At 60.8% G+C, this 21,427-nt stretch carries 17 protein-coding genes; 14 read left to right on the forward strand and 3 right to left on the reverse strand.

The genetic code is table 11. From position 1 onward, the window contains the following. The 13 genes from D000_RS0107505 to D000_RS0107565 form a co-directional block, all read left to right on the forward strand. On the forward strand, positions 1-254 hold a 254-nt coding region (locus D000_RS0107505; RefSeq protein ID WP_018872920.1), incomplete at its 5' end, for an integrase core domain-containing protein. Continuing rightward, positions 251-463, forward strand: coding sequence for a hypothetical protein (locus tag D000_RS14185; protein ID WP_155999261.1), 213 nt, complete (start codon positions 251-253; stop codon positions 461-463). The genes D000_RS0107505 and D000_RS14185, both read left to right, overlap by 4 nt. A 330-nt stretch (positions 464-793) precedes the next feature. Next, on the forward strand, positions 794-3,241 hold the full coding sequence (locus D000_RS0107515) for a type I restriction-modification system subunit M (RefSeq protein ID WP_018872922.1): 2,448 nt from the start codon (positions 794-796) through the stop codon (positions 3,239-3,241). Further along, positions 3,234-4,616: a restriction endonuclease subunit S gene (locus D000_RS13855; protein WP_081616652.1), complete on the forward strand. Its 1,383-nt coding sequence runs from the start codon at positions 3,234-3,236 to the stop codon at positions 4,614-4,616. Before D000_RS0107515 ends, D000_RS13855 begins: the two co-directional genes overlap by 8 nt. After that, the gene (locus D000_RS0107525) at positions 4,613-5,764 is read left to right on the forward strand and encodes an ImmA/IrrE family metallo-endopeptidase (RefSeq protein ID WP_018872924.1); all 1,152 of its coding nucleotides are present in this window, start codon (positions 4,613-4,615) and stop codon (positions 5,762-5,764) included. Before D000_RS13855 ends, D000_RS0107525 begins: the two co-directional genes overlap by 4 nt. After that, on the forward strand, positions 5,761-6,264 hold the full coding sequence (locus tag D000_RS0107530; RefSeq protein WP_018872925.1) for a DUF4411 family protein: 504 nt from the start codon (positions 5,761-5,763) through the stop codon (positions 6,262-6,264). The genes D000_RS0107525 and D000_RS0107530 overlap by 4 nt, the downstream gene beginning before the upstream one ends. 250 nt (positions 6,265-6,514) lie before the next feature. After that, entirely contained in the window at positions 6,515-9,595 is a 3,081-nt protein-coding gene (locus D000_RS0107540) for a type I restriction endonuclease subunit R (RefSeq protein ID WP_018872927.1), read from the forward strand. After that, a complete protein-coding gene (locus D000_RS0107545; protein WP_026279838.1) occupies positions 9,585-10,313 on the forward strand; it encodes a M48 family metallopeptidase in 729 nt (242 codons plus the stop codon). The genes D000_RS0107540 and D000_RS0107545 overlap by 11 nt, the downstream gene beginning before the upstream one ends. Positions 10,314-10,420: 107 nt before the next feature. Further along, entirely contained in the window at positions 10,421-11,215 is a 795-nt protein-coding gene (locus D000_RS0107550) for an HTH domain-containing protein (protein WP_018872929.1), read from the forward strand. A gap of 105 nt (positions 11,216-11,320) precedes the next feature. Next, a complete protein-coding gene (locus D000_RS14190) occupies positions 11,321-11,752 on the forward strand; it encodes a hypothetical protein (protein ID WP_155999264.1) in 432 nt (143 codons plus the stop codon). Positions 11,753-11,976: 224 nt separating this feature from the next. Next, a complete protein-coding gene (locus D000_RS0107555; protein ID WP_018872930.1) occupies positions 11,977-13,209 on the forward strand; it encodes a DUF6361 family protein in 1,233 nt (410 codons plus the stop codon). After that, entirely contained in the window at positions 13,209-15,011 is a 1,803-nt protein-coding gene (locus tag D000_RS0107560; RefSeq protein ID WP_018872931.1) for a phospholipase D family protein, read from the forward strand. The genes D000_RS0107555 and D000_RS0107560 overlap by 1 nt, the downstream gene beginning before the upstream one ends. Continuing rightward, positions 14,998-18,132: a helicase-related protein gene (locus D000_RS0107565; RefSeq protein WP_018872932.1), complete on the forward strand. Its 3,135-nt coding sequence runs from the start codon at positions 14,998-15,000 to the stop codon at positions 18,130-18,132. Before D000_RS0107560 ends, D000_RS0107565 begins: the two co-directional genes overlap by 14 nt. Positions 18,133-18,471: 339 nt before the next feature. Here D000_RS0107565 and D000_RS0107570 read toward each other — a convergent pair whose 3' ends face one another. From D000_RS0107570 to D000_RS0107580, 3 genes are read right to left on the reverse strand one after another with little or no spacing between them, the layout of a single operon-like run. Further along, complete coding sequence (locus D000_RS0107570; RefSeq protein WP_020610531.1) at positions 18,472-19,443, reverse strand: TraI domain-containing protein; 972 nt, start codon at positions 19,441-19,443, stop codon at positions 18,472-18,474. Beyond that, the gene (locus tag D000_RS0107575) at positions 19,433-20,650 is read right to left on the reverse strand and encodes a site-specific integrase (protein ID WP_018872933.1); all 1,218 of its coding nucleotides are present in this window, start codon (positions 20,648-20,650) and stop codon (positions 19,433-19,435) included. The genes D000_RS0107570 and D000_RS0107575 overlap by 11 nt, the downstream gene beginning before the upstream one ends. Further along, positions 20,643-20,876: a hypothetical protein gene (locus D000_RS0107580; RefSeq protein ID WP_018872934.1), complete on the reverse strand. Its 234-nt coding sequence runs from the start codon at positions 20,874-20,876 to the stop codon at positions 20,643-20,645. Before D000_RS0107580 ends, D000_RS0107575 begins: the two co-directional genes overlap by 8 nt. A gap of 119 nt (positions 20,877-20,995) precedes the next feature. Between D000_RS0107580 and D000_RS0107585 the strand changes: the two genes are divergently transcribed. Further along, positions 20,996-21,241, forward strand: coding sequence for a helix-turn-helix transcriptional regulator (locus D000_RS0107585; RefSeq protein ID WP_018174061.1), 246 nt, complete (start codon positions 20,996-20,998; stop codon positions 21,239-21,241). The last annotated feature ends 186 nt before the right edge of the window (positions 21,242-21,427 follow it).

Raw genomic sequence — 21,427 nt, forward strand, 5'->3', positions numbered from 1 at the left:
TCCAGCCCTCGGTGGGCCGGGTCGGTGACTCCTACGACAACGCCCTGGCGGAGACCATCAACGGGCTGTACAAGACCGAGGTCCGGGCCTACTGGGGGCGTCTTAACGATCTACGCGACGTCGAGTGGGCTACGCTCCAGTGGGTCGACTGGTTCAACCGGCGACGCCTGTTGGAATCCAACGGGTATCGACCGCCGGCAATGATCGAAGCGCAGTACCATCAACCACTTCAGGGGTCCGTTCGTGCAGCGTGACCCAAACCAACGGGTCTCCGGGAAACCCGGGGCGGTTCATGATGTCCCCAGGCGCGGCTTCAGGAGCCGTCCAGGAGATAGAGGCATTGGAGTCGAGGAATGAAGAGCTCAAGGAAAAGATCGAATTGCTAGAGGAGAAATTGGCTGAACGGATGGATGACGATGATCGAGAGCAGGATGCGGGCCGCCGTTTGTTCTTTCGAAACTGAGTTGGTGGTACCCAGTACCTCCGATCTCTCCGAGGGACACTCGTGTTTGGCGGGCGAGTGATCATATTAGGGTCTGATTGGGGAGGGGGCCTCCGCAGGATGAACCGGTGTCCCATACGGAATGAGAGAACGAGGAGGTACCCATCATCTCGGCTAGTGTTTCGCCCGCGTGCCGGAAACGGTCTGGCAGCGCCCGGACCTGGAGTTTATCCGTTGGCACAACGAACAGGTGTACCGCGGCTGAGGGCGGGGCCCTGGTCCGTGTCCACGCGCAATGCCGCAACTTAATGAACACCCACGACTGACCGTCGAAGGAAACAGAATCCGACCATGGCCCTGAAGAAATCCCAGCTCTATTCGTCTCTGTGGCAGTCCTGCAACGAGCTTCGCGGTGGCATGGATGCCTCGCAGTACAAGGATTACGTGCTGACGCTGCTGTTCATGAAGTACGTCAGCGACAAGAAAGATTCGCTGATCGAGGTGCCCGAAGGTGGCAGCTTCGCCGACATGGTCGCGGTGAAGGGCGACAAGGAGATCGGGGACAAGATCAACAAGATCATTGGCAGGCTCGCCGAGGCGAATGACCTGAAGGGCGTCATCGACCAGGCTGATTTCAACGACGAGACCAAGCTCGGCTCCGGCAAGGACATGCAGGACCGGCTCCAGAAGCTGGTCGGCATTTTCGAGACGCTGGACCTGGGGGCAAACCGTGCCGACGGTGACGACCTGCTGGGTGATGCCTACGAGTATCTGATGCGCCACTTCGCCACCGAGTCCGGCAAGAGCAAGGGACAGTTCTACACCCCGGGCGAGGTATCACGCGTGATCGCTCAGGTGGTCGGCATCGGGAGGGATACGCGCCAGGACGAAACGCTTTATGACCCCACATGCGGATCGGGGTCCCTGCTATTGCGTGCGGCCTACGAGGCGCCCAACGGCATGAGCATCTACGGCCAGGAGAACGACAACGCCACCTGGGCGCTGGGCAAGATGAACATGATCCTGCACGACTACCCGACCGCCGAGCTCTGGAGGGGCAACACGCTCTCCGCACCGTACTTCCGCAACTCGGAGGGTGGGCTGAAGACCTTCGACTACGCGGTGGCCAATCCCCCGTTCTCGGCGAAGTCGTGGACCAACGGCGTGGACCCGGCCAACGATGAATTCGGTCGCTTCGAATACGGCATCCCGCCCGCCAAGAACGGCGATTACGCCTTCCTGCTGCATCTGATCAAATCGCTCAAATCGGCAGGCAAGGGCGCGATCATCCTGCCGCACGGCGTACTGTTCCGGGGCAACAAGGAGGCGGATATCCGCCGCGAACTGGTTCGGCGGGGCCTGATCAAGGGCATCATCGGCCTGCCGGGCAACCTGTTCTATGGCACGGGCATCCCGGCCTGCATCCTCGTCATCGACAAGGAACACGCCGGCTCCCGCAAGGGCATCTTCATGATCGATGCCAGTCGCGAGTTCATGAAGGACGGCAACAAGAACCGCCTGCGCTCCCGCGACATCCACAAGATCGTGGATGTGTTCCGCAACGTTCGGGAGATACCCGGTTATTCGCGTCTGGTCCCGGTGGCCGAGATCGCCAGCGAGGCCAATGCCTACAACCTCAACATTCCGCGTTACATCGACTCGGCCCAGACCGAAGACCTGCATGATCTCGATGCCCACTTGAACGGCGGGATCCCGGAACGGGATGTAGAGGGGCTGGGAGATTACTGGGCGGTGTTGCCGTCGGTGCGGGGGGCGCTGTTTGCTGCGGGGGATCGCCCGGGCTACCTGACCGCGCGGGTGCCGACGCGGGAGGTGAAAGATGCGATCCTCAACCATCCCGACTTCCAGGCCTTCGCCGCCACCGTGAGCGAAGTGATGGACGGTTGGGAGCAGGCCCATCGCCCGGCACTCCTGGCCCTGGAACCCGGCATTCAGCCACGTGATGTCATCTACCACCTGGCGGAGGATCTGCTCCAGCGATTCGCCGAGGTGCCCTTGCTGGACCGCTACGCGGTGTACCAGCGTCTCATGGATTACTGGGCCGAGGGGATGCAGGACGATGTGTACCTGATTGCCACGGACGGCTGGGAGGAGGCCGCCCGTGCCCGCGGTGTGATTAAGGACAAGGAGCGCAAGATTGAGGAAGAACCCGACCTGATCGTCGGCAGCGGTAAAAAGGCCAAAAAGTACAAGCTCGACCTGATCCCGCCGGCACTCGTTATCGCCCGCTACTTCGCCGACGAACAGGCCCGGCTCGACACCCTGCAGGCCGAAGCCGAGACCGCCAGCCGCGAGCTGGAGGAATTCATCGAGGAACAGGACGGCGAGGAAGACCCATTGAGCGAGGTCAAGAACGACAAGGGCAAGGTCACCAAAACCGAGATCCCCAAGCGCCTCAAGGCCCTCAGGGACGAACCAGACAGCGAGGAAGAGATCGCCGCCCTCAAACAGTGCAAGAGCCTGATGGATGCCGAAGCCGCCGCCAAGAAGGCGGTCAACAACGCCGACACCGAATTGAACCAGGCGGTGCTCGCACGTTATGGCGAACTGAGCGTGGATGAGGTTAGAACCCTGGTTGTGGACGACAAGTGGCTGGCCGACATCCGCGCAGCCATCCAGGCCGAGGTGGACCGCATCACCAACCAGCTCGCCGGCCGCGTGCGCGAACTGGAAGAGCGCTACGCCGAGCCCCTGCCAGACATCGAGCGCGAGGTGGAGGCACTGGCCGCTCGAGTCACCGGCCACCTGGAAAAGATGAGGATGCGGGTCGATGGCTGAGCGCAGCGAGGCAGTGCAAGAGCAGGTCGTGCGGGATGCGTTGGCCGCCTACGCGGTGAAGCCCGAGAGCGCGACTGCTGAGGACGTGCCGCTTGGGTATAAGCGGACTGAGGTAGGGGTGATTCCGGAGGATTGGGTCGTACTTAGGCTGGGGGATAGAGCGACGTTTAAGAAAGGCTTCGGTTTATCGAAAGCGGATTTGAGTGAAAGCGGCTCACATCAGTGTATACATTATGGCCAGTTATATACGCTTTATGGAGAAGTTATAAATGAGGTTGTTAGTCGGACGGATCGTTCGATAAGGAACGCTACGGTTTCCCGAGAAAAAGACGTTCTAATGCCAACATCGGATGTAACGCCAAGAGGCTTGGCTACTGCAAGTTGTTTAGCTCAGGGTAACGTTTATCTGGGTGGCGACATCCTCGTGATTCGGCCAGATGCGAATGAGTTGGTAGGGGAATACTTGGCATACGCAGTTAAGGTTTTTCGCCATAGAATCATGCGTCTGGTGAGTGGAACCACTGTCTATCACCTCTATCCGAGAGACATGGCGCAATTTAGGTTTCCTGTTCCTAATGTTGGAGAACAACACGCCATCGCCACCGCACTGTCGGACGCGGACGCGCTGATCGAATCCCTCGACCGCCTGATCGCCAAAAAGCGCGCCATCAAACAGGCCGCCATGCAACAACTCCTCACCGGCCAGACCCGCCTGCCGGGTTTCACCGGGGAATGGGAGACGAAGCGATTGGGTAACGTTGCCTCCTTTCACAAGGGAAGCGGTCTTTCCAAGGCGGACTTGCTCGTCGATGGGAGCAGTCCTTGTATTCACTACGGAGAGTTATTCACGCAGTACGGCGAGAGGATTACCAGCGTAAACAGTCGAACAGATCGCAAGGCCGCTTGCTTCAAGTCAATCGAGAACGACGTTCTTATGCCGACATCGGATGTCACTCCTAGCGGCTTGGCAACAGCAAGCTGCATCGCCAATTCTAATGTCATTCTTGGAGGAGATATTCTCATTATTCGGCCGACTGGATCGGAAATCGACGGAACATTTCTCGCCTACAAGATCCGAATGGATCACCGGCAGATAATGCAGCTCGTATCCGGAACGACCGTGTTTCATATATACGGTCGAGATATGGCCGAGTTTACATACAAGGCTCCGGCGATCGAGGAACAGCAAGCTATCGTTTCGGTCCTCTCCGACATGGACACCGAAATAGAGTCTCTGGAGCGCCGCCGCGTCAAGGCCCGCCAGATCAAGCAGGGCATGATGCAGCAGCTCCTCACCGGGCGGGTGCGACTGGTGGCGCCGGGGCCGACGGTAGGCGGCGATAGTGTGGCCGTCGAGCAGGAGAGCGCCGAATGAATCGCGTCTCGGTCAACCCTGAACTCATCACCTGGGCGCGTGAGCGCGCCGGACTGGAGCCGCTCGAGCTGACTGGACGTTTCCCAAGACTGGCGGAATGGGAGAGCGGTGAGGTGCATCCGACACTGCGCCAGCTCGAAGGCTTCGCGCGGGCCGTTCATGTGCCCGTGGGGTATCTCTTTCTCCCGGCGCCGCCGGTGGAGGCATTGCCGATTCCGGATTTCCGCACCCTGGGCGATCGCGATGTCGCGCGACCGAGCCCGAACCTGCTGGATACGCTGTATCTGTGCCAGCAGCGCCAGGAGTGGTATCGCGACCATGCTCGTCTGCATGGGTTAGAGCCGGTGACGTTCGTGGGTAGCGCGCAGGCGGGCAGTGACGTGGTGGAAGTCGCGGGGCGGGTGCGCGAGACGCTGGGCCTGTCCGTGGCGGAGCGCCAGCGGCTGCCCAGCTGGACGGAGGCCTTGCGTCAGCTTGTCTCTCGGGCTGAGGAGGCGGGGGTGCTGGTGATGGCCAGCTCGATCGTCGGCAGTAACAGCCACCGCAAGCTGGATGTGGCAGAGTTTCGCGGCTTCGCGCTGGTGGACGACCTCGCGCCGCTGGTGTTCATCAATGCCGCAGACAGCAAGGCGGCGCAGATGTTCACGCTGGCCCATGAGTTGGCGCACCTGTGGCTGGGGGAGAGCGGTGTATTCGATGTCGAGGCAGGCCGTCTGCCGAACCAGCGCGTCGAGCGCTGGTGCAACCGCGTGGCGGCCGAAGTATTGATGCCGCTGGAGCGATTGCACGGGGTGCACCAACCGGGCGTTGCCGTGCCGGAGGAGATTCAGCGTCTAGCGCGGCGGTTCAAGGTCAGCACCCTGGTGGCGCTGCGTCGGCTGTTTGATGGCGGTCTGATCGATCAGGTGACGCTGTGGGAATGCTACCGCCAAGAGCTGGAACGTATTCGCGCCCTGGATCGTGGCGGTTCCGGTGGGGGTGATTTCTACCGGACCATGGGCGCGCGCACGGGAAAACGCTTTGCCCGGGCCGTGATGTCCAGCACTCTTGAAGGACAAACGCTGTTCCAGGACGCCTTCCGCATGTTGGGGGTGCGCAAGACCTCCACGTTCTATGAAGCGGCACGGGCAATGGGGGTGATGCTGTGAGCTATCTCCTCGATGCCAACGTATTCATCCAGGCCAAGAACCTTCACTACGGCCTGGACTTCTGTCCGGCCTTCTGGGACTGGCTGGTGGTGCAGAATGCGGCGGGCCGGGTGTTCAGCATCGACAAGGTGGCCGATGAAATCGCCGCTGGCGAGGACGAGTTGTCGGATTGGATGCGCGAACACGGTCAGGACCTGTTCCGCAGGACCGATATGGGGGTGGCGTCCCGTTTTGGTGAGGTCAGCGCGTGGGCGACCGCGCAGGATTACGAGCCCGCCGCGATCAATACCTTTCTGCAGGTTGCGGATTACTATCTGATTGCCCATGCGCTGGCGGATGGGGGCGTGGTAGTGACACACGAGGTGCCGGCGAACTCCGCCAAGCGTATCAAGATCCCGAATGCCTGCATTGGGCTCGATCTTCGCTTCATGACGCCGTATGAGATGTTGCGGCAGGAGCGGGCGAAGTTCGTTTTGGGGCCGGGGGCGACTGCAGTCTAGCAGGATATCCAATGACGCCAAGCCGATCCGAAGGACACGTTGAGCAGGCCCCGGAAGCTCTCAGGAACGCCGTAGCCAATGCCCTAGAGCACAAACGGCGGGTGGGACAGTACGCCATGGTCTGGCGCGACGGCCAGACGTTCCGCCTGGCCCCGGAGCAGCTTTGCAGCGCGGGGTACTATTTATCGGGCGCCCCCACTTCGCCAGCCACAGTAAGCGAGCCGGAGCCGGACGACGACGAGGATCCGAAATGAGCACTGTTGGCCAACGCGAACGCGTCACCCAGCAGCAGGTGCTGCGCTTCTTACAGGACGAGCTGGGCTATTCGTACCTGGGCGACTGGAAAGATCGGGACGGTAACCATTGCGTCGAGGAAACGCTTCTACGTGAATGGCTATCCGGGCGGGGTCTGGACGATAACCGCATCACGAAGGCGTTGCGTGAGCTGGACCAGGCGGCTGCGATTAGTGGCAGCCAGACGCTGTATGGCACGAACCGAGCGGTCTACGAGAAGCTGCGCTACGGAGTGCGCGTAAAGCCCTCGATCGATGCACCGACGGAAACGGTCTGGTTGATCGACTGGGAGCATCCGGAGCGTAACGACTTTGCCGTGGCGGAAGAGGTCACAGTGGCGGGGCCGAACACCAAACGCCCGGACGTGGTGCTGTACGTGAACGGGATCGCCCTGGGTGTGCTGGAGCTGAAGCGCTCGACGGTATCGGTGGCAGAGGGTATCCGGCAGAACCTCGATAACCAGAAGCAGGATTTTATCCGGCCGTTCTTTGCCACGGTGCAACTGGTGATGGCGGGTAACCCGACCGAGGGGTTGCGATACGGCGTGATTGAGACGCCGGAGAAGCACTGGTTGCAGTGGAAAGAGGACTCGGTGAACGAGGATCCGCTGCTGCGCGGCCTGGAACAGATCTGCCGCAAGGATCGGCTGCTCGAGATCATCCACGATTTCATCGTGTTCGATGCGGGTACCAAGAAGACGTGCCGGCACAATCAGTATTTCGGCATTCGCGCGGCGCAGGAGTTTGTTCGCCGGCGCGAGGGCGGGATTATCTGGCACACCCAGGGGAGCGGCAAGTCTCTCACGATGGTCTGGCTGGCCAAGTGGATTCGGGAGAACGTCACCGATGCACGAGTGCTGGTGATCACGGACCGGACCGAGCTGGATGAGCAGATCGAGAAGGTGTTCAAGGGGGTGGACGAGCAGATCCATCGGACCCGCAGCGGCGCGAATCTGATCCGGGTTCTCGGAAGCAGCGAGGAGTGGCTGATCGGTTCACTCGTGCACAAGTTCGGTAGTTCGGAGGAAGGGGACGTCGATGAGTTCGTCCGCGACCTGAAGGGGCATCTGCCGAAGGGGTTCAGGGTGCCGGGTAATCTCTTCGTGTTCGTCGACGAATGCCATCGCACCCAGTCGGGCAAGCTGCACGATGCGATGAAGGCGGTGCTGCCCGATGCCACGCTGATCGGCTTCACCGGAACCCCGCTCTTGCAGAAGGACAAGCGCAAGAGCATCGAGATCTTCGGCCCATACATCCATACCTACAAGTACGATCAGGCCGTGAGTGATGGTGTGGTGCTGGATCTGCGCTACGAAGCTCGGGACATCGACCAGCAGCTTACGAACCAGCAGAAGGTGGATGAATGGTTCGAGCTGAAGACCAAGGGGCTCAATGACTACGCCCGTGCCCAGCTCAAAAAGCGCTGGGGCACCATGCAGAAAGTGCTGAGCTCGCGCGATCGGCTGGAGAAGATCGTGGCCGATATCCTGTGGGACATGGCGACACGCGACCGGTTGGTCAGTGGTCATGGTAACGCGATGCTGGTGGCGGGCAGCATCTACTCGGCCTGTCGGCTCTACGAGATGTTTCAGAGCACCGAGCTGAAGGGCAAGTGCGCGATCGTGACCTCCTATGCCCCCTCGACCGCGGACATCAAGGGTGAATCGACCGGGGAGGGCGAGACGGAGAAGCTCCATCAGTACGAGATCTACCGTCAGATGCTGGCCGCGCACTTCGACGAGCCGCCAGAGACTGCGATGGGGAAGGTGGAGACCTTCGAGAAAGAGGTCAAGAAACGATTCATCGACGAGCCGGGGCAGATGAAGCTGCTGATCGTGGTGGACAAGCTGCTCACGGGGTTTGATGCGCCGCCCGCAACCTACCTGTACATCGACAAGAACATGCGGGATCACGGCCTGTTCCAGGCGATCTGCCGGGTGAACCGGTTGCATACGGAGGACAAGGAAGTCGGCTACATCATCGACTACAAGGACCTGTTCAGGTCGCTGGAGCAGTCGATCCAGGATTACACCGGTGGGGCCTTTGATGCGTTTGATTCGGAGGATGTCGAGGGCCTGCTGGAAGATCGGCTGACCAAGGCGCGTGAGCGCCTCGATGAGACGCGCGAGGCCATCCACGCGCTCTGCGAGGCCGTGGAGCCACCGGGCGACAGCGCGGCGTATCGTCGCTTTTTCGTGGGCACGAGTGATGATCCCGACACGCAGAAGGACAACGAACCGAAGCGGGTGGCGTTGTACAAGCATGTGAGTGCCTTCTTGCGTGCGTACGCGAACCTGGCCAACGAGATGGGGCCGGCGGGCTACAGCGATGACGAGGCGGCCGAGATCAAGGCCGAGGTGGAGCACTACGAGAAGGTCCGCGAGGAGGTGAAGCTCGCCAGTGGCGACTACATCGACATGAAGCTCTATGAGCCGGCCATGCGGCATCTTCTGGACAGCTATGTCCGGGCGGAGGATAGCGAGAAGCTTTCCGCGTTCGATGACATGACCCTCGTGGAACTGATTATCGACCGGGGAGAGGAAGCAATTGACGCTTTGCCTGAATCAATCAAGAGCGACACCGAGGCTATGGCCGAAACGATCGAGAACAATGTCCGGCGCTTGATCATCGATGAAATGGCGGTCAACCCGAAGTACTACGAGCGGATGTCCGAGCTCCTCGATGCGCTTATCGAGCAACGGCGGAAAGAGGCTCTCGAATACCGGGAATACCTTGAGAAGGTCATCGAACTCACCCGTCAGGCGGCCGGGGGCAAGGGAGGGTCAACCTACCCCTCGGGCCTCGAGACACCGGCCCAAAGGGCGCTGTACGACAACCTGGGACAGGATGAGACTCTGGCACTTCGGCTGGATGAGCGTGTGCGCAATGTGAAGAAAGCGGACTGGCGGGGCAATACGTTCCGGGAGCGGGAAGTCCAGCGGGCCGTTCGGGCGGTATTGGAGGAGCAGGTCCGTGAGATCGGTGCGTACGATCTCGATGAAGTTATGAAGTTGGTGAAGGCCCAGAGTGAGTACTGAGCTACTGCAAATCGACGTGGGCGGATTGGCCGTAGAGGTCCATCGCAAGTCGATCCGCAACCTTCACGTCGGGGTATACCCACCGGAAGGGCGGGTGCGGGTGGCCGCGCCGGCGCAAATGGACGACGAGGCCATTCGGTTGGCGGTTGTGTCGAGACTGGCCTGGATCCGCCGTCAGCAGCGAATGTTTCAGGCCCAGCCGCGGGAGTCGGGCCGGGAGATGGTGACGGGCGAGAGCCACTACTTCCGCGGTCAGCGTTATCGGCTGAACGTTATTGAAGGAAGGGGGGCAACTGGCGTTCGTCTCGTGGGGAATCACACGATGGAACTGATCGCCGCTCCAGGAAGCGATATCGAGGCCCGACAGCGCGTCCTGGAGCGCTGGTACCGAGCAGAGCTCCGGCAGCGGATCGACGCACTTCTGCCCAAGTGGCAAAGCGTCGTTGGTGTAAATGTGGCCGAATGCCGAATCAAGAAAATGAAGACGAAATGGGGTAGCTGCAACATCGAGGCCCGGCGCATCTGGTTGAATCTGGATCTGATCAGGAAACCTGAGCCTTGCCTTGAATACATCCTGGTACACGAGTTGGTGCACCTGCTGGAGCGGCAGCATAACGATCGCTTCCGGACTCTCATGGACCGCTTCCTGCCGGATTGGCGGTTACGCAGAGATCAGCTCAACCAGTCGCCGCTCGCCCATCAGGATTGGGATTACTGAGGGACTCAAGAGCCAAAATCGATGGCCGGTCGATCGGTCACAATGTCATAGGCGGACTCTCGCCAACGTTTCTCCCGTCACGGCGGGATCCAACTTTGAGGTAACGGATGACAGATTTGACGTGGCGCAAGGCCATCGAACGAGTGCTGAGTGACGCGGGTGGCGCGATGCACTACACGGACATCGCCGAGCAGATCGTGGCAGATGGGCTTCGGAAAAACGTGGGCGCCACGCCTCCGGCAACTGTCAACGCAAATATTTCAGGCTCGATCAGCAAGGAAGGAGACAAGTCGCCATTCCGAAAGGTGGATCGGGGCGTCTACATGCTCAAGGATGACGGTATTGCCGCTACACCGAAGCTGAAGGCAGGAGCCACGCCTGATGCCAAAGAGCCCGACGGGGAAAGTGAAGAGCAATATGATGTCGTTTCCTCTTTCGGGATGTTCTGGCGTCGCGACTTCGTGGTCTGGAGCGGGACACCCAAGATTCTGGGCATCCAGCAGATTGGTTCCGAGCCGGTCGACTTCTGTGGGCAGTTCGGTATTTATCTGCTCTATGACGGGCGTGAAGTGGTCTATGTGGGACGCTCGGTCGACCGGCCCCTTGGCCGACGCCTTTATGAGCACACGCTCGACCGCCTTTCTACCCGCTGGGATCGATTCTCCTGGTTCGGTGTTCTGCCAGTCTCAGACAAAGGAGCACTGCAGAACCAGCCTGAGGCATACGGAGCCGGGAAAATTATCCCTGCATTGGAAGCCATACTGATTGAAGCCTTGGAGCCCCGCCAGAATCGCAAGCGTGGTGATGATCTCTCCGCCGTCGAATATCTCCAAAAGGAAGACCCTGAGGTAGAGAAACGCAAAGCGCAGGCGGTACTGGCCAAGCTCGCTAATAAGTTTTAGCCATTTACATCGCTTGGGGATGGGTGGCTCAACTGCTAGGGCGGCAAGGGAGGGGTGGTTTATTAGTGTTGCATGCGTGGATCTACACCTAATGAAGGATGTGTCATGTCGTTAGGCGGCGGGTTGGAGATTGTTGATTTAGATGAATCCGATCGGGATGAGAGTTTTGTAAAGCGTACAATTGTAGACTCAGTCAAAAAGCATTTTAATAGAATTAAGGTGGAGAATCGGAAAAAGGGGTTCCTGTTAATTGCAAGGAAGAAGGATCTCTGGGGCGGCTCTCTAGTCGCCTTAAGGGCGAATGTGGATATTCGTATAAAAGATGGAAAAGCAAAGGTCCTTATAGAAAAAGAGTTCAGTAAGCGCTGGCTCTTTTGGTTTTATTTGCTTGTGTGTGTTCTTTTGATCCCGTTCGCTGGCATTGGAATATTATTTTTGATGGCCCAATGGGTTTGGCATTCTTGTGAAAAGCGTAGGTATTCGGATGATTTCGATAAGTCGATAAAGATGGCAATGAATCGGATAAGGTTCGATTAGCAGGAATTGATAATTTATTGTGGCGTCTGCGGCTGGTTTTCTCGTTTGGTTTGCGATGTTCCATATCGAGGTCGGACCTCGATAAGTGCCTGTAAAGGAATTCGTTAAGGGGTTTGGAGTCGCTTCTATGGATCTTAGAGGCGCGGTTTTGAGGCGGAAATGACTGGCTGGCGCTGTGGCTCGGGCTGACATGATGTGAAGAGGGTGCACGGAGATGGGAACGAATGCTCCAGTCCAAGATTGCCTGGCTTGACCACGATGCGGAGGCGCGCGAGCGGAGCATGCGCGTGCTGGCGTTGTTCGGGGAGCGTGATACGCGCGACGAACTGGGGCTTGGGGCGATTCGGGATAACCTGGCGGATCTGCTGTTTCCGGGCACGAGTACGATCCAGACGCGTTTGCGGTACATGCTGTTGGTGGTATGGGTGTATCAGCAGGTAGAGGCGGAGCTGGCGCAGGGTGCGCTTGCGGCGGAGAAGGTGCCGGCCCGGGCGGCGGATCTGGAGTTTCGCATTGTGGATGTGCTACGCGAGGCGGACGACCGGGCCGGTGTTTTCGGGATTGGGTCCGGGCGGACGCTGCAGCGATTGCCCAGCTCGGTGTACTGGGCAGGGCTGGCATCCTGGGGCATTCGGGAGGTGCCGCTTTCCCAGGAGCGTTACCACCGCAGTGTGGCCGGCCTGGTGGAACGGCGGCGCGAGGTGGGCGCTCTTGCAGGCGAAGGCGAGCCGGCTGCGGATGTCTCAGAATATCGCACCTGGCATGCCGGCCTGCCGGAAGCGCCCGAGCGGTTCCCGGCAGATGTGTCGCTGGCGCTGGGCCGTGCGGAGGCAGCGTTCATCCTGGACCGGGTACGTGAGTGTCATCCGACGAGTCTGCTGGCCCATCTGTTCGAGCGCTGCGCGCCGGCGGAGGTGGAGTACCCCTGGGAGCACCCGGATCGGGCGGGGTTCAGCGACCGGCAGCAGGCGTTGCTGGATCAGGCGGAGAAGCTTGCGGTGCTCGCGCAGGGGGCGTTCCTGCTCTACAACCTGGCGCTGTCCGAACGGCGCGAACGCGAGGACTGGGTCGAGCACTACGAGCAGCGGATGGATGACTGGACCGAAGCGGCCCGGGCACTGCCGTTGGCGGAGTGGAACCTGGACGATCTGTTTGCGCTGACGGATGGGGGAACGCTGCGGGTACAGCAGAGGGCGCGCGACTTCCTGCGCGACTGGCGCGAGCGGGTATTGGCCTGTGGCAGCGACGGGGCACGGCTGCGGGCGGACGAGGCGGCGCGTGATCTGGTGCGTCGGCGCGAATCGCTGCTGAAGAAGGCGCGTTCGCGCTTCACCAACCCGCAGGCGCTGACACAATGGAGCGGCCAGTCGGGCGCTTCTCGCTACAACTATCGCTGGCCGACGGTGAGCCGGTTCCACCTTGACCTGTACGCGGCGTTGCAGAGGGAGGACGGGTGATGCTCGATCCGAATGGCCGCAGCCTGTACACGAGCCTGCTCACACCACCGCCCGGATACTCGCTGGACCAGGCGCTGGGCACGACCTTCTCGCTGGATATTCCGACGCTGCTGACCATTCCCGTTCATCTCTCCCTGCTGGGGGCGGAGCGGCGGGATGACGGGATCGCGGTGTACGAGTCGGTCCGCCGCACGATGGATCGGGTCACGCTCTATCTCCAGCGCGGCCAGATGCGAGCGCCGAAAGACGGTGAACCCCTGTTCGGGCTGCTGGAGCCGTGCATGGTGGAGGTGGAGCCGCCCGGCGACGGGGTGTTTCACCCCAAGGTCTGGGTGCTGCGCTTCCGGCCGGACGAGGGGGTGCGGCAACCGCCGCTGCTGCGGGTAGCGATTCTGTCTCGCAACGTGACCGACGATCGCTCCTGGGATCTCTCGCTGCAGCTCGATGGCGAGCTGGGCGACGAAAGTATTGAGGCGAACCGGCCGCTGGCGCGGCTGCTAGAGAGCCTGCCGGGACTGGCTACGCGCGAGGTCGATGCGGACCGGCGGGCGCAGGCGCGGGAGCTGGCTTGGGATCTGATGTCCTGCAAGTTTGCGTTGCCCCCTGGTGCCGAGAGTCTGGAGTTTACGGTTCCGGGCCTGCCGGGGATGCGTTGGGAACCCGAGAAGAGCGATCGCCTGGCAGTGATCTCGCCGTTTCTGAAGGATGCCGCGCTGAGTCGGCTGGCCGGTGCCAGCGCTGGTCCGGTGGCGCTCATTTCGCGTCCGGAGGTGCTGGAGCAGGTTTCGCCGGATGTCTGCGGCGCCTTCGATGGCTGTTACGTGCTGCACGAGGCGGCCGAGACGGTGGACAACGAGGGCGAGATCGACCACGACACCCACGGGCTGCACGCCAAGGCATGGATTAGCGAACGAGGTACTCGTACCTCGATCACGCTAGGGTCGGCCAACGTGACGGATGCGGCGTTGCTGGGGCAGCACAACCTCGAGGTGATCGCGACCCTGAAAGGCCCTCGGCGCAAACTGGGTGGCATCGACGACCTGCTGGGCGAAAAGGGCCTTGGGGGCGTGCTGCAGCGCTGGGAGCCCGGGGAGCGCGCGGCGCCCGAGGATGCAGAACTCGTGAGGGCGCGCGAGCGGCTGGAGTGGGCGCGTGCCGAACTTGCGCGCGGTGGGTTGCGGGTGGTTTGCGAGGCGGGCAGTTCGGAGGATATGTGGCGGTGGTGGCTGGTCGGGCATGTGGAACTGCCGGAGTCGGTGAATTGCCGCGTGTGGCCGGTGAGCCGGTCACCCAGTGATGCGGTAGCGCTTGGGGCGGGCGGTGACGCAGGGAGAAGCGAGTTGCCGTATGGCGGCGTGTCGCATCTGACCGGGGTCATTGCCTTTGTGCTTACGGATCCGGCGGCGGACCACGCGCTGCGCTTTGCACTGAACCTGCCGATCGAGGGCTTGCCGGCAGAGGAGCGCGAGGCGGCCATCCTGCGTGCCGTGGTGGAGAATCGGGACGGGTTCCTGCGGTATCTGATGCTGCTACTGGCGAACGACGATGCCGCCGCTGGTGCTTTTATACCGATGGCGGGAAGCGGTCACGGGCACTGGCAAAGGGTGGTGCTGGACGAACTGCCGCTTTTGGAAGAGATGACTCGGTGCTACAGCCGGGAGCCGGAGCGCCTGCGGGATATCGCCGAAATGATCGAGCGCCTGCAGGGGCGCCTGGGCACATCTGACCTGGTGCCGCCGGAGTTCGAGGCGTTGTGGCGGACGTATCAGGAAGCGATGGAGCACCGTGATGGCCGGCATTGAGGGCTTCGATGCCGGGCTGGTACTGGATGGGCTCAAGCCCTTTCAGCGCCGCACTGTGGATTACGCCTTCCAGCGGCTATTCGACCCGGCCGGCAGCGGGCGCTTTCTGGTGGCCGACGAGGTGGGGCTGGGCAAGACGCTGGTCGCTCGGGGGGTCATCGCGCGCAGCCTGGAGGCGCTGAGCGGACAGGGGGAGCGCGTCGACATCATCTACGTGTGCTCGAACGCGGCAATTGCGCAGCAGAACATCCGCCGGATGAATGTACTCGAGGACAGCCATTTTGAACGGGCCAGCCGCTTGACCCTGTTGCCCGAGACGGTTCATCAGCTCAACCGGAATCCGGTCAATTTCATCAGTCTGACCCCGGGGACCACCTTCAACCTTCGCTCCAGCACGGGGATCGCACGGGAGCGGGTGCTGCTGTTCCATCTGCTCGACGGGATGGAGGGTCTGAGCCCGACGGGTCTGAGCAAGGTGCTCCAGTGCAACGTGGGGGAACGCTGGCCGCAATTGCTGCAAGAGGGGCCGGAGGAGATCGAGGCCGACCTGGCCGCCGCGTTTCTAGAGGATATGCGCCAGCAGACGGAACTGCGCGGAGAGCTGCAGCGGATGTGCGAGGTCTTTGAACTACCAGAAGCCGAGTGGCCGGCGGAGACGAATGCCGAGCGCAATGCCCTGGTGGGCCGGCTGCGCCGCAGGCTCGCGCGCGTCTGTCTGGATGCGCTGCGCCCATCGCTGGTGATCCTGGACGAGTTCCAGCGGTTTTCCGACCTGCTGAACGGGGAGACAGAAGAAGCCGAACTGGCCAATGACCTGTTCTCGCTGGAGGGTGCGCGGCTCTTGCTGCTGTCGGCAACTCCGTACCGGATGCTGAGCATGCACGGGGAGTCGGAGGAGGATCACCACCAGAACTTCCTGGATACGGTGGGGTTCCTGTACGGCGACGCGCACGAGGTGGACGGACTGCGTTGGGCACTGGAGACCTATCGCCGCGGCTGCCGGCAACTGGCAGAGGGCGATCACGAGGGTATTCAGCAGGCGCGTGAGGGGCTTCAATCACGGTTGCTACGGGTGATGTGCAGAACGGAGCGCGTGGGCCTGACGCGCCGGCGCGATGCCATGCTTTCCGGGGACGAGCACGTCGTGGATCTGGCGCCCCTGGATCTCGAATATGCCCGGAACATCGATTCCACGGCGCATGCGGCGGGATTGCCGGATGTCATCGAGTACTGGAAGTCGGTGCCGTTCATGCTCAGCTACATGCGCGGTTATCAGATGCGCCGGGAGCTGGATGCCATTGCGACCAAGCCACCAAAGAGGCTTCGGCGGGCGATCGCGCGGGGAATGGGGCTCAGTACGATCGACGTCAATCGCATTGAGGCTTATGAGTCGCTGGATATTCCGCACGCCCGGATGCGCGGATTCATTGAAGAAACCGTGGGTGCTGGTCTGTGGGAGCTTCTGTGGTTGCCGCCTTCGCTGCCCTATACGAAGCTGGCCGGGCCGTGGGCGCGGGCAGGGGAGGTCACCAAACAGCTCGTGTTCTCGGCCTGGAATGCCGTGCCGGATGCGATTGCGACGCTGTGCTCGTACGAGGCGCAGGCGAGGGCGTTTGGCCAGGTAGGCGGGGAGGTCGGGTACAGCAACACCTACGAACGGGTCCGGCCCCTGTTGCGATTCCAGACCGATGCGGATGGGCGCCTGACGGGAATGCCGGCCCTGGCCCGCATCATGCCGGCGCCTCGCCTGGCTCGCGAGGTGGATCCTTTGCGTCTGGCCATCACCCTTGGCAATGGTGAACCGCCGGCGCTCGACGTACTCCTCGCGGAGGCCACGCGGCAATGCCGTGATCTCCTCGCGGAACTACCACCAGGGGACGATCACGGGCGAGTCGACGAACGCTGGTACTGGGCCGCGATCGCGATGCTGGAACGGGATGCGCGCCTGATCGAGTGGATGCGGGCCACGAGTGGCTGGATCGAGGCCATACCTGACCGGGAAGACAGCGAGCAGTTTCGTACCCATCGGGACCAGATGATCCGAGCGATGAAGGGGGAGCTGGAACTTGGGCGGCGCCCGCCGGATCTTGCCGAAGTTCTGGCCCGGTTCGCGCTTGGGGGCCCCGCGGTTTGCGCGCTACGTGCATTGCGGCGGGTGGCTACGGATATCGACTGGAATGATCCGGCACTGTTGCTGGGGGCCGCGCGGGTGGCCAACGGGTTTCGTACCCTCTTCAACCTGCCCGAGAGCGTGGTCCTGATCCACAACCGCGATGCAAAGCCCTATTGGCGGCAGGCATTGGACTACGCGGTGGAAGGCAATCTGCAGGCGGTCCTGGACGAACAGGTGCATCTGTTGCCGGAACAACTTGGAAGGGTGGAGGCATCCGCGACCGAGCGTATTGATGCAGTGGCACGAGCTGTGACGGAATCACTATCGATGCGGGCTGTCGGACTCAAGGTAGACGACGTTAGAGTCCAGAAGCGTCGTATGAAAGTCGATACCTTCTCAATTCGGTGCAGGTTCGCGCTGAGATTCGGCGATGTACGGGATGATACCGATGGCACCGTAGCCCGTGCCGATTCAGTGCGTGCGGCCTTTAATTCACCCTTTCGTCCTTTTGTGCTGGCCAGCACTTCGGTCGGGCAGGAAGGACTGGATTTCCACACTTGGTGTCACTCGGTGGTGCACTGGAACCTGCCGTCGAATCCGGTCGATATGGAGCAGCGCGAAGGGCGAGTTCATCGCTACAAGGGCCACGCGGTGAGGAGGAACGTCGCCCAGCACATCGGCCTGGCCGCCCTTGCGGACTGGGAAGATGGCGGAGACCCGTGGGCTCGTCTGTTCGAGTGCGCCGAAGCGACGGAGTTTGGTCAGCAATCCGACCTGGCACCGTGGTGGATCTACGAGGCCGGGGACGCACGCATTAAGCGGCGAGTCCTGCTCTTGCCGCTGAGCCGCGATGTGGGGCGCCTCAAGCGCATGAAGCGGCAACTAGCGCTCTACCGAATGGTGTTTGGCCAGCCGCGTCAGGAAGACCTGATCGCCTATCTCGATCATGCCCTGCCGGAGGACGCGCCAGAGGACTGGCAGATTTCTCTACTTCCTCCCCCGACGTAACTTCTGGATCCTGATTTCGCAAGAGCTGAGAGGCATTGCGTCGGAAGCCATCCTGATCGAAGCCTTTGAGCCCCGCCAGAATCGCAAGCGTGGCGATGATCTCTCCGCCGTCGAATAACTGCAGAAGGAAGACCCTGAGGTAGAGAAACGCAAAGCGCAGGCGGTACTGGCCAAGCTCGCCAATAAGTTCTAGCGATTTGCGATGTGTGGCCGGAGGCCTAAAGTCATTGGCTGAGTTGCGCCATGCGCTGGTGCTTGTTCAGTGGGAGTGGATATTGACGAGATTCCCAGATCCCCATTTGTATGGCTTGAGGGGATCTGGGATTTACGTGGATAGGGTCATCCGGCGCGGCGACGAGAGTCGTGGTTGATGAGGGGCGGAATCCAGACTTTTCGACCTCCGCAAGGGGATTGCCAGTACCGGTGCATCGGCGCCTGAGATGAGCTCTGCAAGGTCGCATCCGTTTGTGCGCTGCAGCCATCCAGGCCACGCACAACCGTTGCCATCGGTGCTGAATAGCTGTTGCCGTTGCGGTAGGCAACGATGAGTGCCCACAGCGTGTGATAGGCGTCTGCGTCCATCTGCTTTAGGGAAAGCAGCGGTTCCTGGAGAACGTATTCGATGAGCTCTTCATGGGAGCGAGTAGGTACCCGTTCGGCGAATTCCGAAGCAAGGACAATCTTGCCGATGTCATGCATCAGGGCCAGTAGTATGCCGGCTTCCGTTTGCAGCGTCGGCAATGCCATGGTCCGACCTACCGCATGTACCGCTTCGGCGAGTTCGAGGCTGTGGGCGATCAGCCCGCCGGTCTTGGCATGGTGGCATCGCTTGGATGCCGGGAGCGTGAGGTACTGGATGGCGAATTCCTGATCCGAGAAGGCCTCACTGACGAATTCTCGGTAGGGCTCAACAGAAAGGTTCTCCACCACATTGACCAGGCGCTGCAGGCTGCCAGGGTCGGGTGCGCGGTGGACGGGGAGAAGATCCAGCGGCCCCTTCTCGGGCAGTGCCGACCCGACTTCTGGATAAGCCACAACGTGTCGCTGTCCACGCTCTGTATCGATGGTGTGGAGGGCCAGGGATCGGAACTGACCCCCTCCCAAGGGATGTCCTTCCCAGTCTCGAATCCTTGCGAAGGCCGTGAAATAACCGGTCGAATCGTAGACCCGAAGTCGGTAGTAGGGTTCTCCGCTAGGAGCTCGGCCTTCGCACTGGATTTCGACCCGTGCGGCGAAAATGACGGGCTCATAGCATGCGATGTCATCCATCCCGACCATTCGCTGTAGTTCTTGAACGTCCTTAGCCTTCATTGCGCACCTCCGTGTGCTCTTCGGCGTTCCCTTGGAGAGAACGCAGGAGACGATCCATGGCGGAACCATCCTGGCGTGTCAGGTTAGGGACGTACCGCGAATACACGCGGAACAACATCTCGGTCGTGGTATGGCCCAGTTGCCTGGCGATCCACTCCGGGTTCTCTCCAGACGCCAACCAAAGCGTGGCGGCGGTATGCCGGCACTGGTAGGGCTGGCGAGGCTCAAGCCCGAGATAGCGGAGTAATGGATACCAAACCCGCTGAGTGACGTTCTTGGTGTCCAGTGGCCGGCCGGCCTTCGTGACGAAGACGTATTCCTGTTTGCCAGTGGCTCGGAACTGTCGCTGCAGGGCCTCTGCGACCACGGAAGACATGGCGACCTCACGCTGTGAGCCGTCGTTCTTGGTGTATTCCGTCCGCCCCTGGTTGTAGGTCTCGCGAATCAGAATCTGGCCTTTCTCGAAGTCCACGTACTTCCACTTCAGGCCGTGCACTTCACCGGTTCTCAGTCCTGTGAAAAGCCGCACGATGAAGTAGTCGCGGTAGTCGGCTCGAACCGTATTGATGATCTTCTGCGTTTCCTCCCACGTGAACGGCATGATCTCCTTACGTGGTTGTTTGAGCCGTTTCAGATTGTTCATCGGGAACGTAAACTGGAAGCGGTCAGCGGCTTCGGCCAGGACCATCGAGAGCACCCCGAGGGTGTGGTTGATGGTCTTTGGGGACAGGGTCGCGTTGCCTTTCCGGCCTGGAACTTTGGCGAGCTCGGACCGGAAGGCAAGGATGTCCGCTTTGCTGATGTCGCTGACCCTTTGATCACCGAAGTAGGGCAGCAGGTGTCGTCGCAGGGAGCCGCGGTTGGTCTCCAGCGTCTTGAAGCGCCAGGCGACCTCGTTTTCTTGCAGCCACTGTTCCGCGAAATCGCGAAACAGTGGGGTGCTGGCCGTTTCGACGTCCGCTTCGTTCGGGGCGGCGCCTTCCAGCTCGGCGGCGAACCTGACCGCTCGGCTGCTGTTGGGAAAGTACCGACTGTATTCGAAGGTGCCAAGAGTGATCTCGGCTTCGATCTTCTTCGCGACTTTCTCCATGTTTCGCCGGTTGGCTGCGGTGTCATCTAGAGTTGTGCACTCGCGGCACCGAACGCGCTTATAGAAGAAGTCGAAGTAGAGCTTCCCGGTGTCTTTTCTGGCGCGCACTCTAGCCATGACACGCCCCCCCGCTGGCCATGGGGATGGAGGGTACCCCGCCGTCCGTATCCATCATGTCCCGTTCGATCGTTTCCCAGATGAAAAGGATCTTGCGACCGCCGAATGGCCGAAAGTAGTGAATTCCCTCAATGAGGACGCTGTCCTTGAGGCGTTCACGGATCGTGCGCGTGTCGTAGTGGATCCGTTCGGCGAGACCTTCTGTGGTCAGGTACGTGTAGCTCATGTATCGTCCCTCTTATCGATGAAGTCCATTCGTTTCGTGTGTAGCGTATGCGCTTCACACAATGTCAATCGTACACAATCGATGTAGCGTGTCAACTACAAATGGAGTGCTCGGGCGTCATGGCTATACGCATCAAGCTGAAAGAGCTCGTAGCGGAGAAGGAATATCAGGAGGGACGGGTGGTTACCTTTAAGGAAATCGCCGAAGAGGCTGGGGTCCACCGCGTTACGCTTTCGAAGATAGCCAACAACAAGGGCTATAACGTTGGTACGGACACCCTGGACCGCCTGTGCAAGTACTTTGGCTGCCGCATCGAAGAACTTGTTGAGTTCGTCGACGAAGGAGATGCGTCGGACCGTTCCTGAGGACAGGCCGCCGGGATGCGCTCGGAGGACTTCTAACCGGCCACAAGGCACGGAATTTGTCACGGAGCCAGGTACTCGTAGGGCACAAGTAGCCCCAGCAGCGTGTTACAGGTTTGTCACAGAAGTGGCACGAGAGTGTCACGGGACGTGACCTGACCCAAAACGAAAAAGGGACCAGCGACTGTA

Source organism: Thioalkalivibrio sp. ALJ16 (assembly GCF_000377345.1).
GTDB lineage: Bacteria > Pseudomonadota > Gammaproteobacteria > Ectothiorhodospirales > Ectothiorhodospiraceae > Thioalkalivibrio.

Bases quoted from the DNA above. Each gene is read 5' to 3' on its own strand.
- D000_RS0107570 (WP_020610531.1), bottom strand. From the start codon at position 19,443: ATGAAGGCTAAGGACGTTCAAGAACTACAGCGAATGGTCGGGATGGAT.
- D000_RS0107515 (WP_018872922.1), top strand. From the start codon at position 794: ATGGCCCTGAAGAAATCCCAGCTCTATTCGTCTCTGTGGCAGTCCTGC.
- D000_RS0107550 (WP_018872929.1), top strand. From the start codon at position 10,421: ATGACAGATTTGACGTGGCGCAAGGCCATCGAACGAGTGCTGAGTGAC.
- D000_RS0107565 (WP_018872932.1), top strand. From the start codon at position 14,998: ATGGCCGGCATTGAGGGCTTCGATGCCGGGCTGGTACTGGATGGGCTC.
- D000_RS0107540 (WP_018872927.1), top strand. From the start codon at position 6,515: ATGAGCACTGTTGGCCAACGCGAACGCGTCACCCAGCAGCAGGTGCTG.
- D000_RS0107555 (WP_018872930.1), top strand. From the start codon at position 11,977: ATGCTCCAGTCCAAGATTGCCTGGCTTGACCACGATGCGGAGGCGCGC.
- D000_RS0107585 (WP_018174061.1), top strand. From the start codon at position 20,996: ATGGCTATACGCATCAAGCTGAAAGAGCTCGTAGCGGAGAAGGAATAT.
- D000_RS13855 (WP_081616652.1), top strand. From the start codon at position 3,234: ATGGCTGAGCGCAGCGAGGCAGTGCAAGAGCAGGTCGTGCGGGATGCG.
- D000_RS0107575 (WP_018872933.1), bottom strand. From the start codon at position 20,650: ATGGCTAGAGTGCGCGCCAGAAAAGACACCGGGAAGCTCTACTTCGAC.
- D000_RS0107580 (WP_018872934.1), bottom strand. From the start codon at position 20,876: ATGAGCTACACGTACCTGACCACAGAAGGTCTCGCCGAACGGATCCAC.
- D000_RS0107560 (WP_018872931.1), top strand. From the start codon at position 13,209: ATGCTCGATCCGAATGGCCGCAGCCTGTACACGAGCCTGCTCACACCA.
- D000_RS14190 (WP_155999264.1), top strand. From the start codon at position 11,321: ATGTCGTTAGGCGGCGGGTTGGAGATTGTTGATTTAGATGAATCCGAT.
- D000_RS0107525 (WP_018872924.1), top strand. From the start codon at position 4,613: ATGAATCGCGTCTCGGTCAACCCTGAACTCATCACCTGGGCGCGTGAG.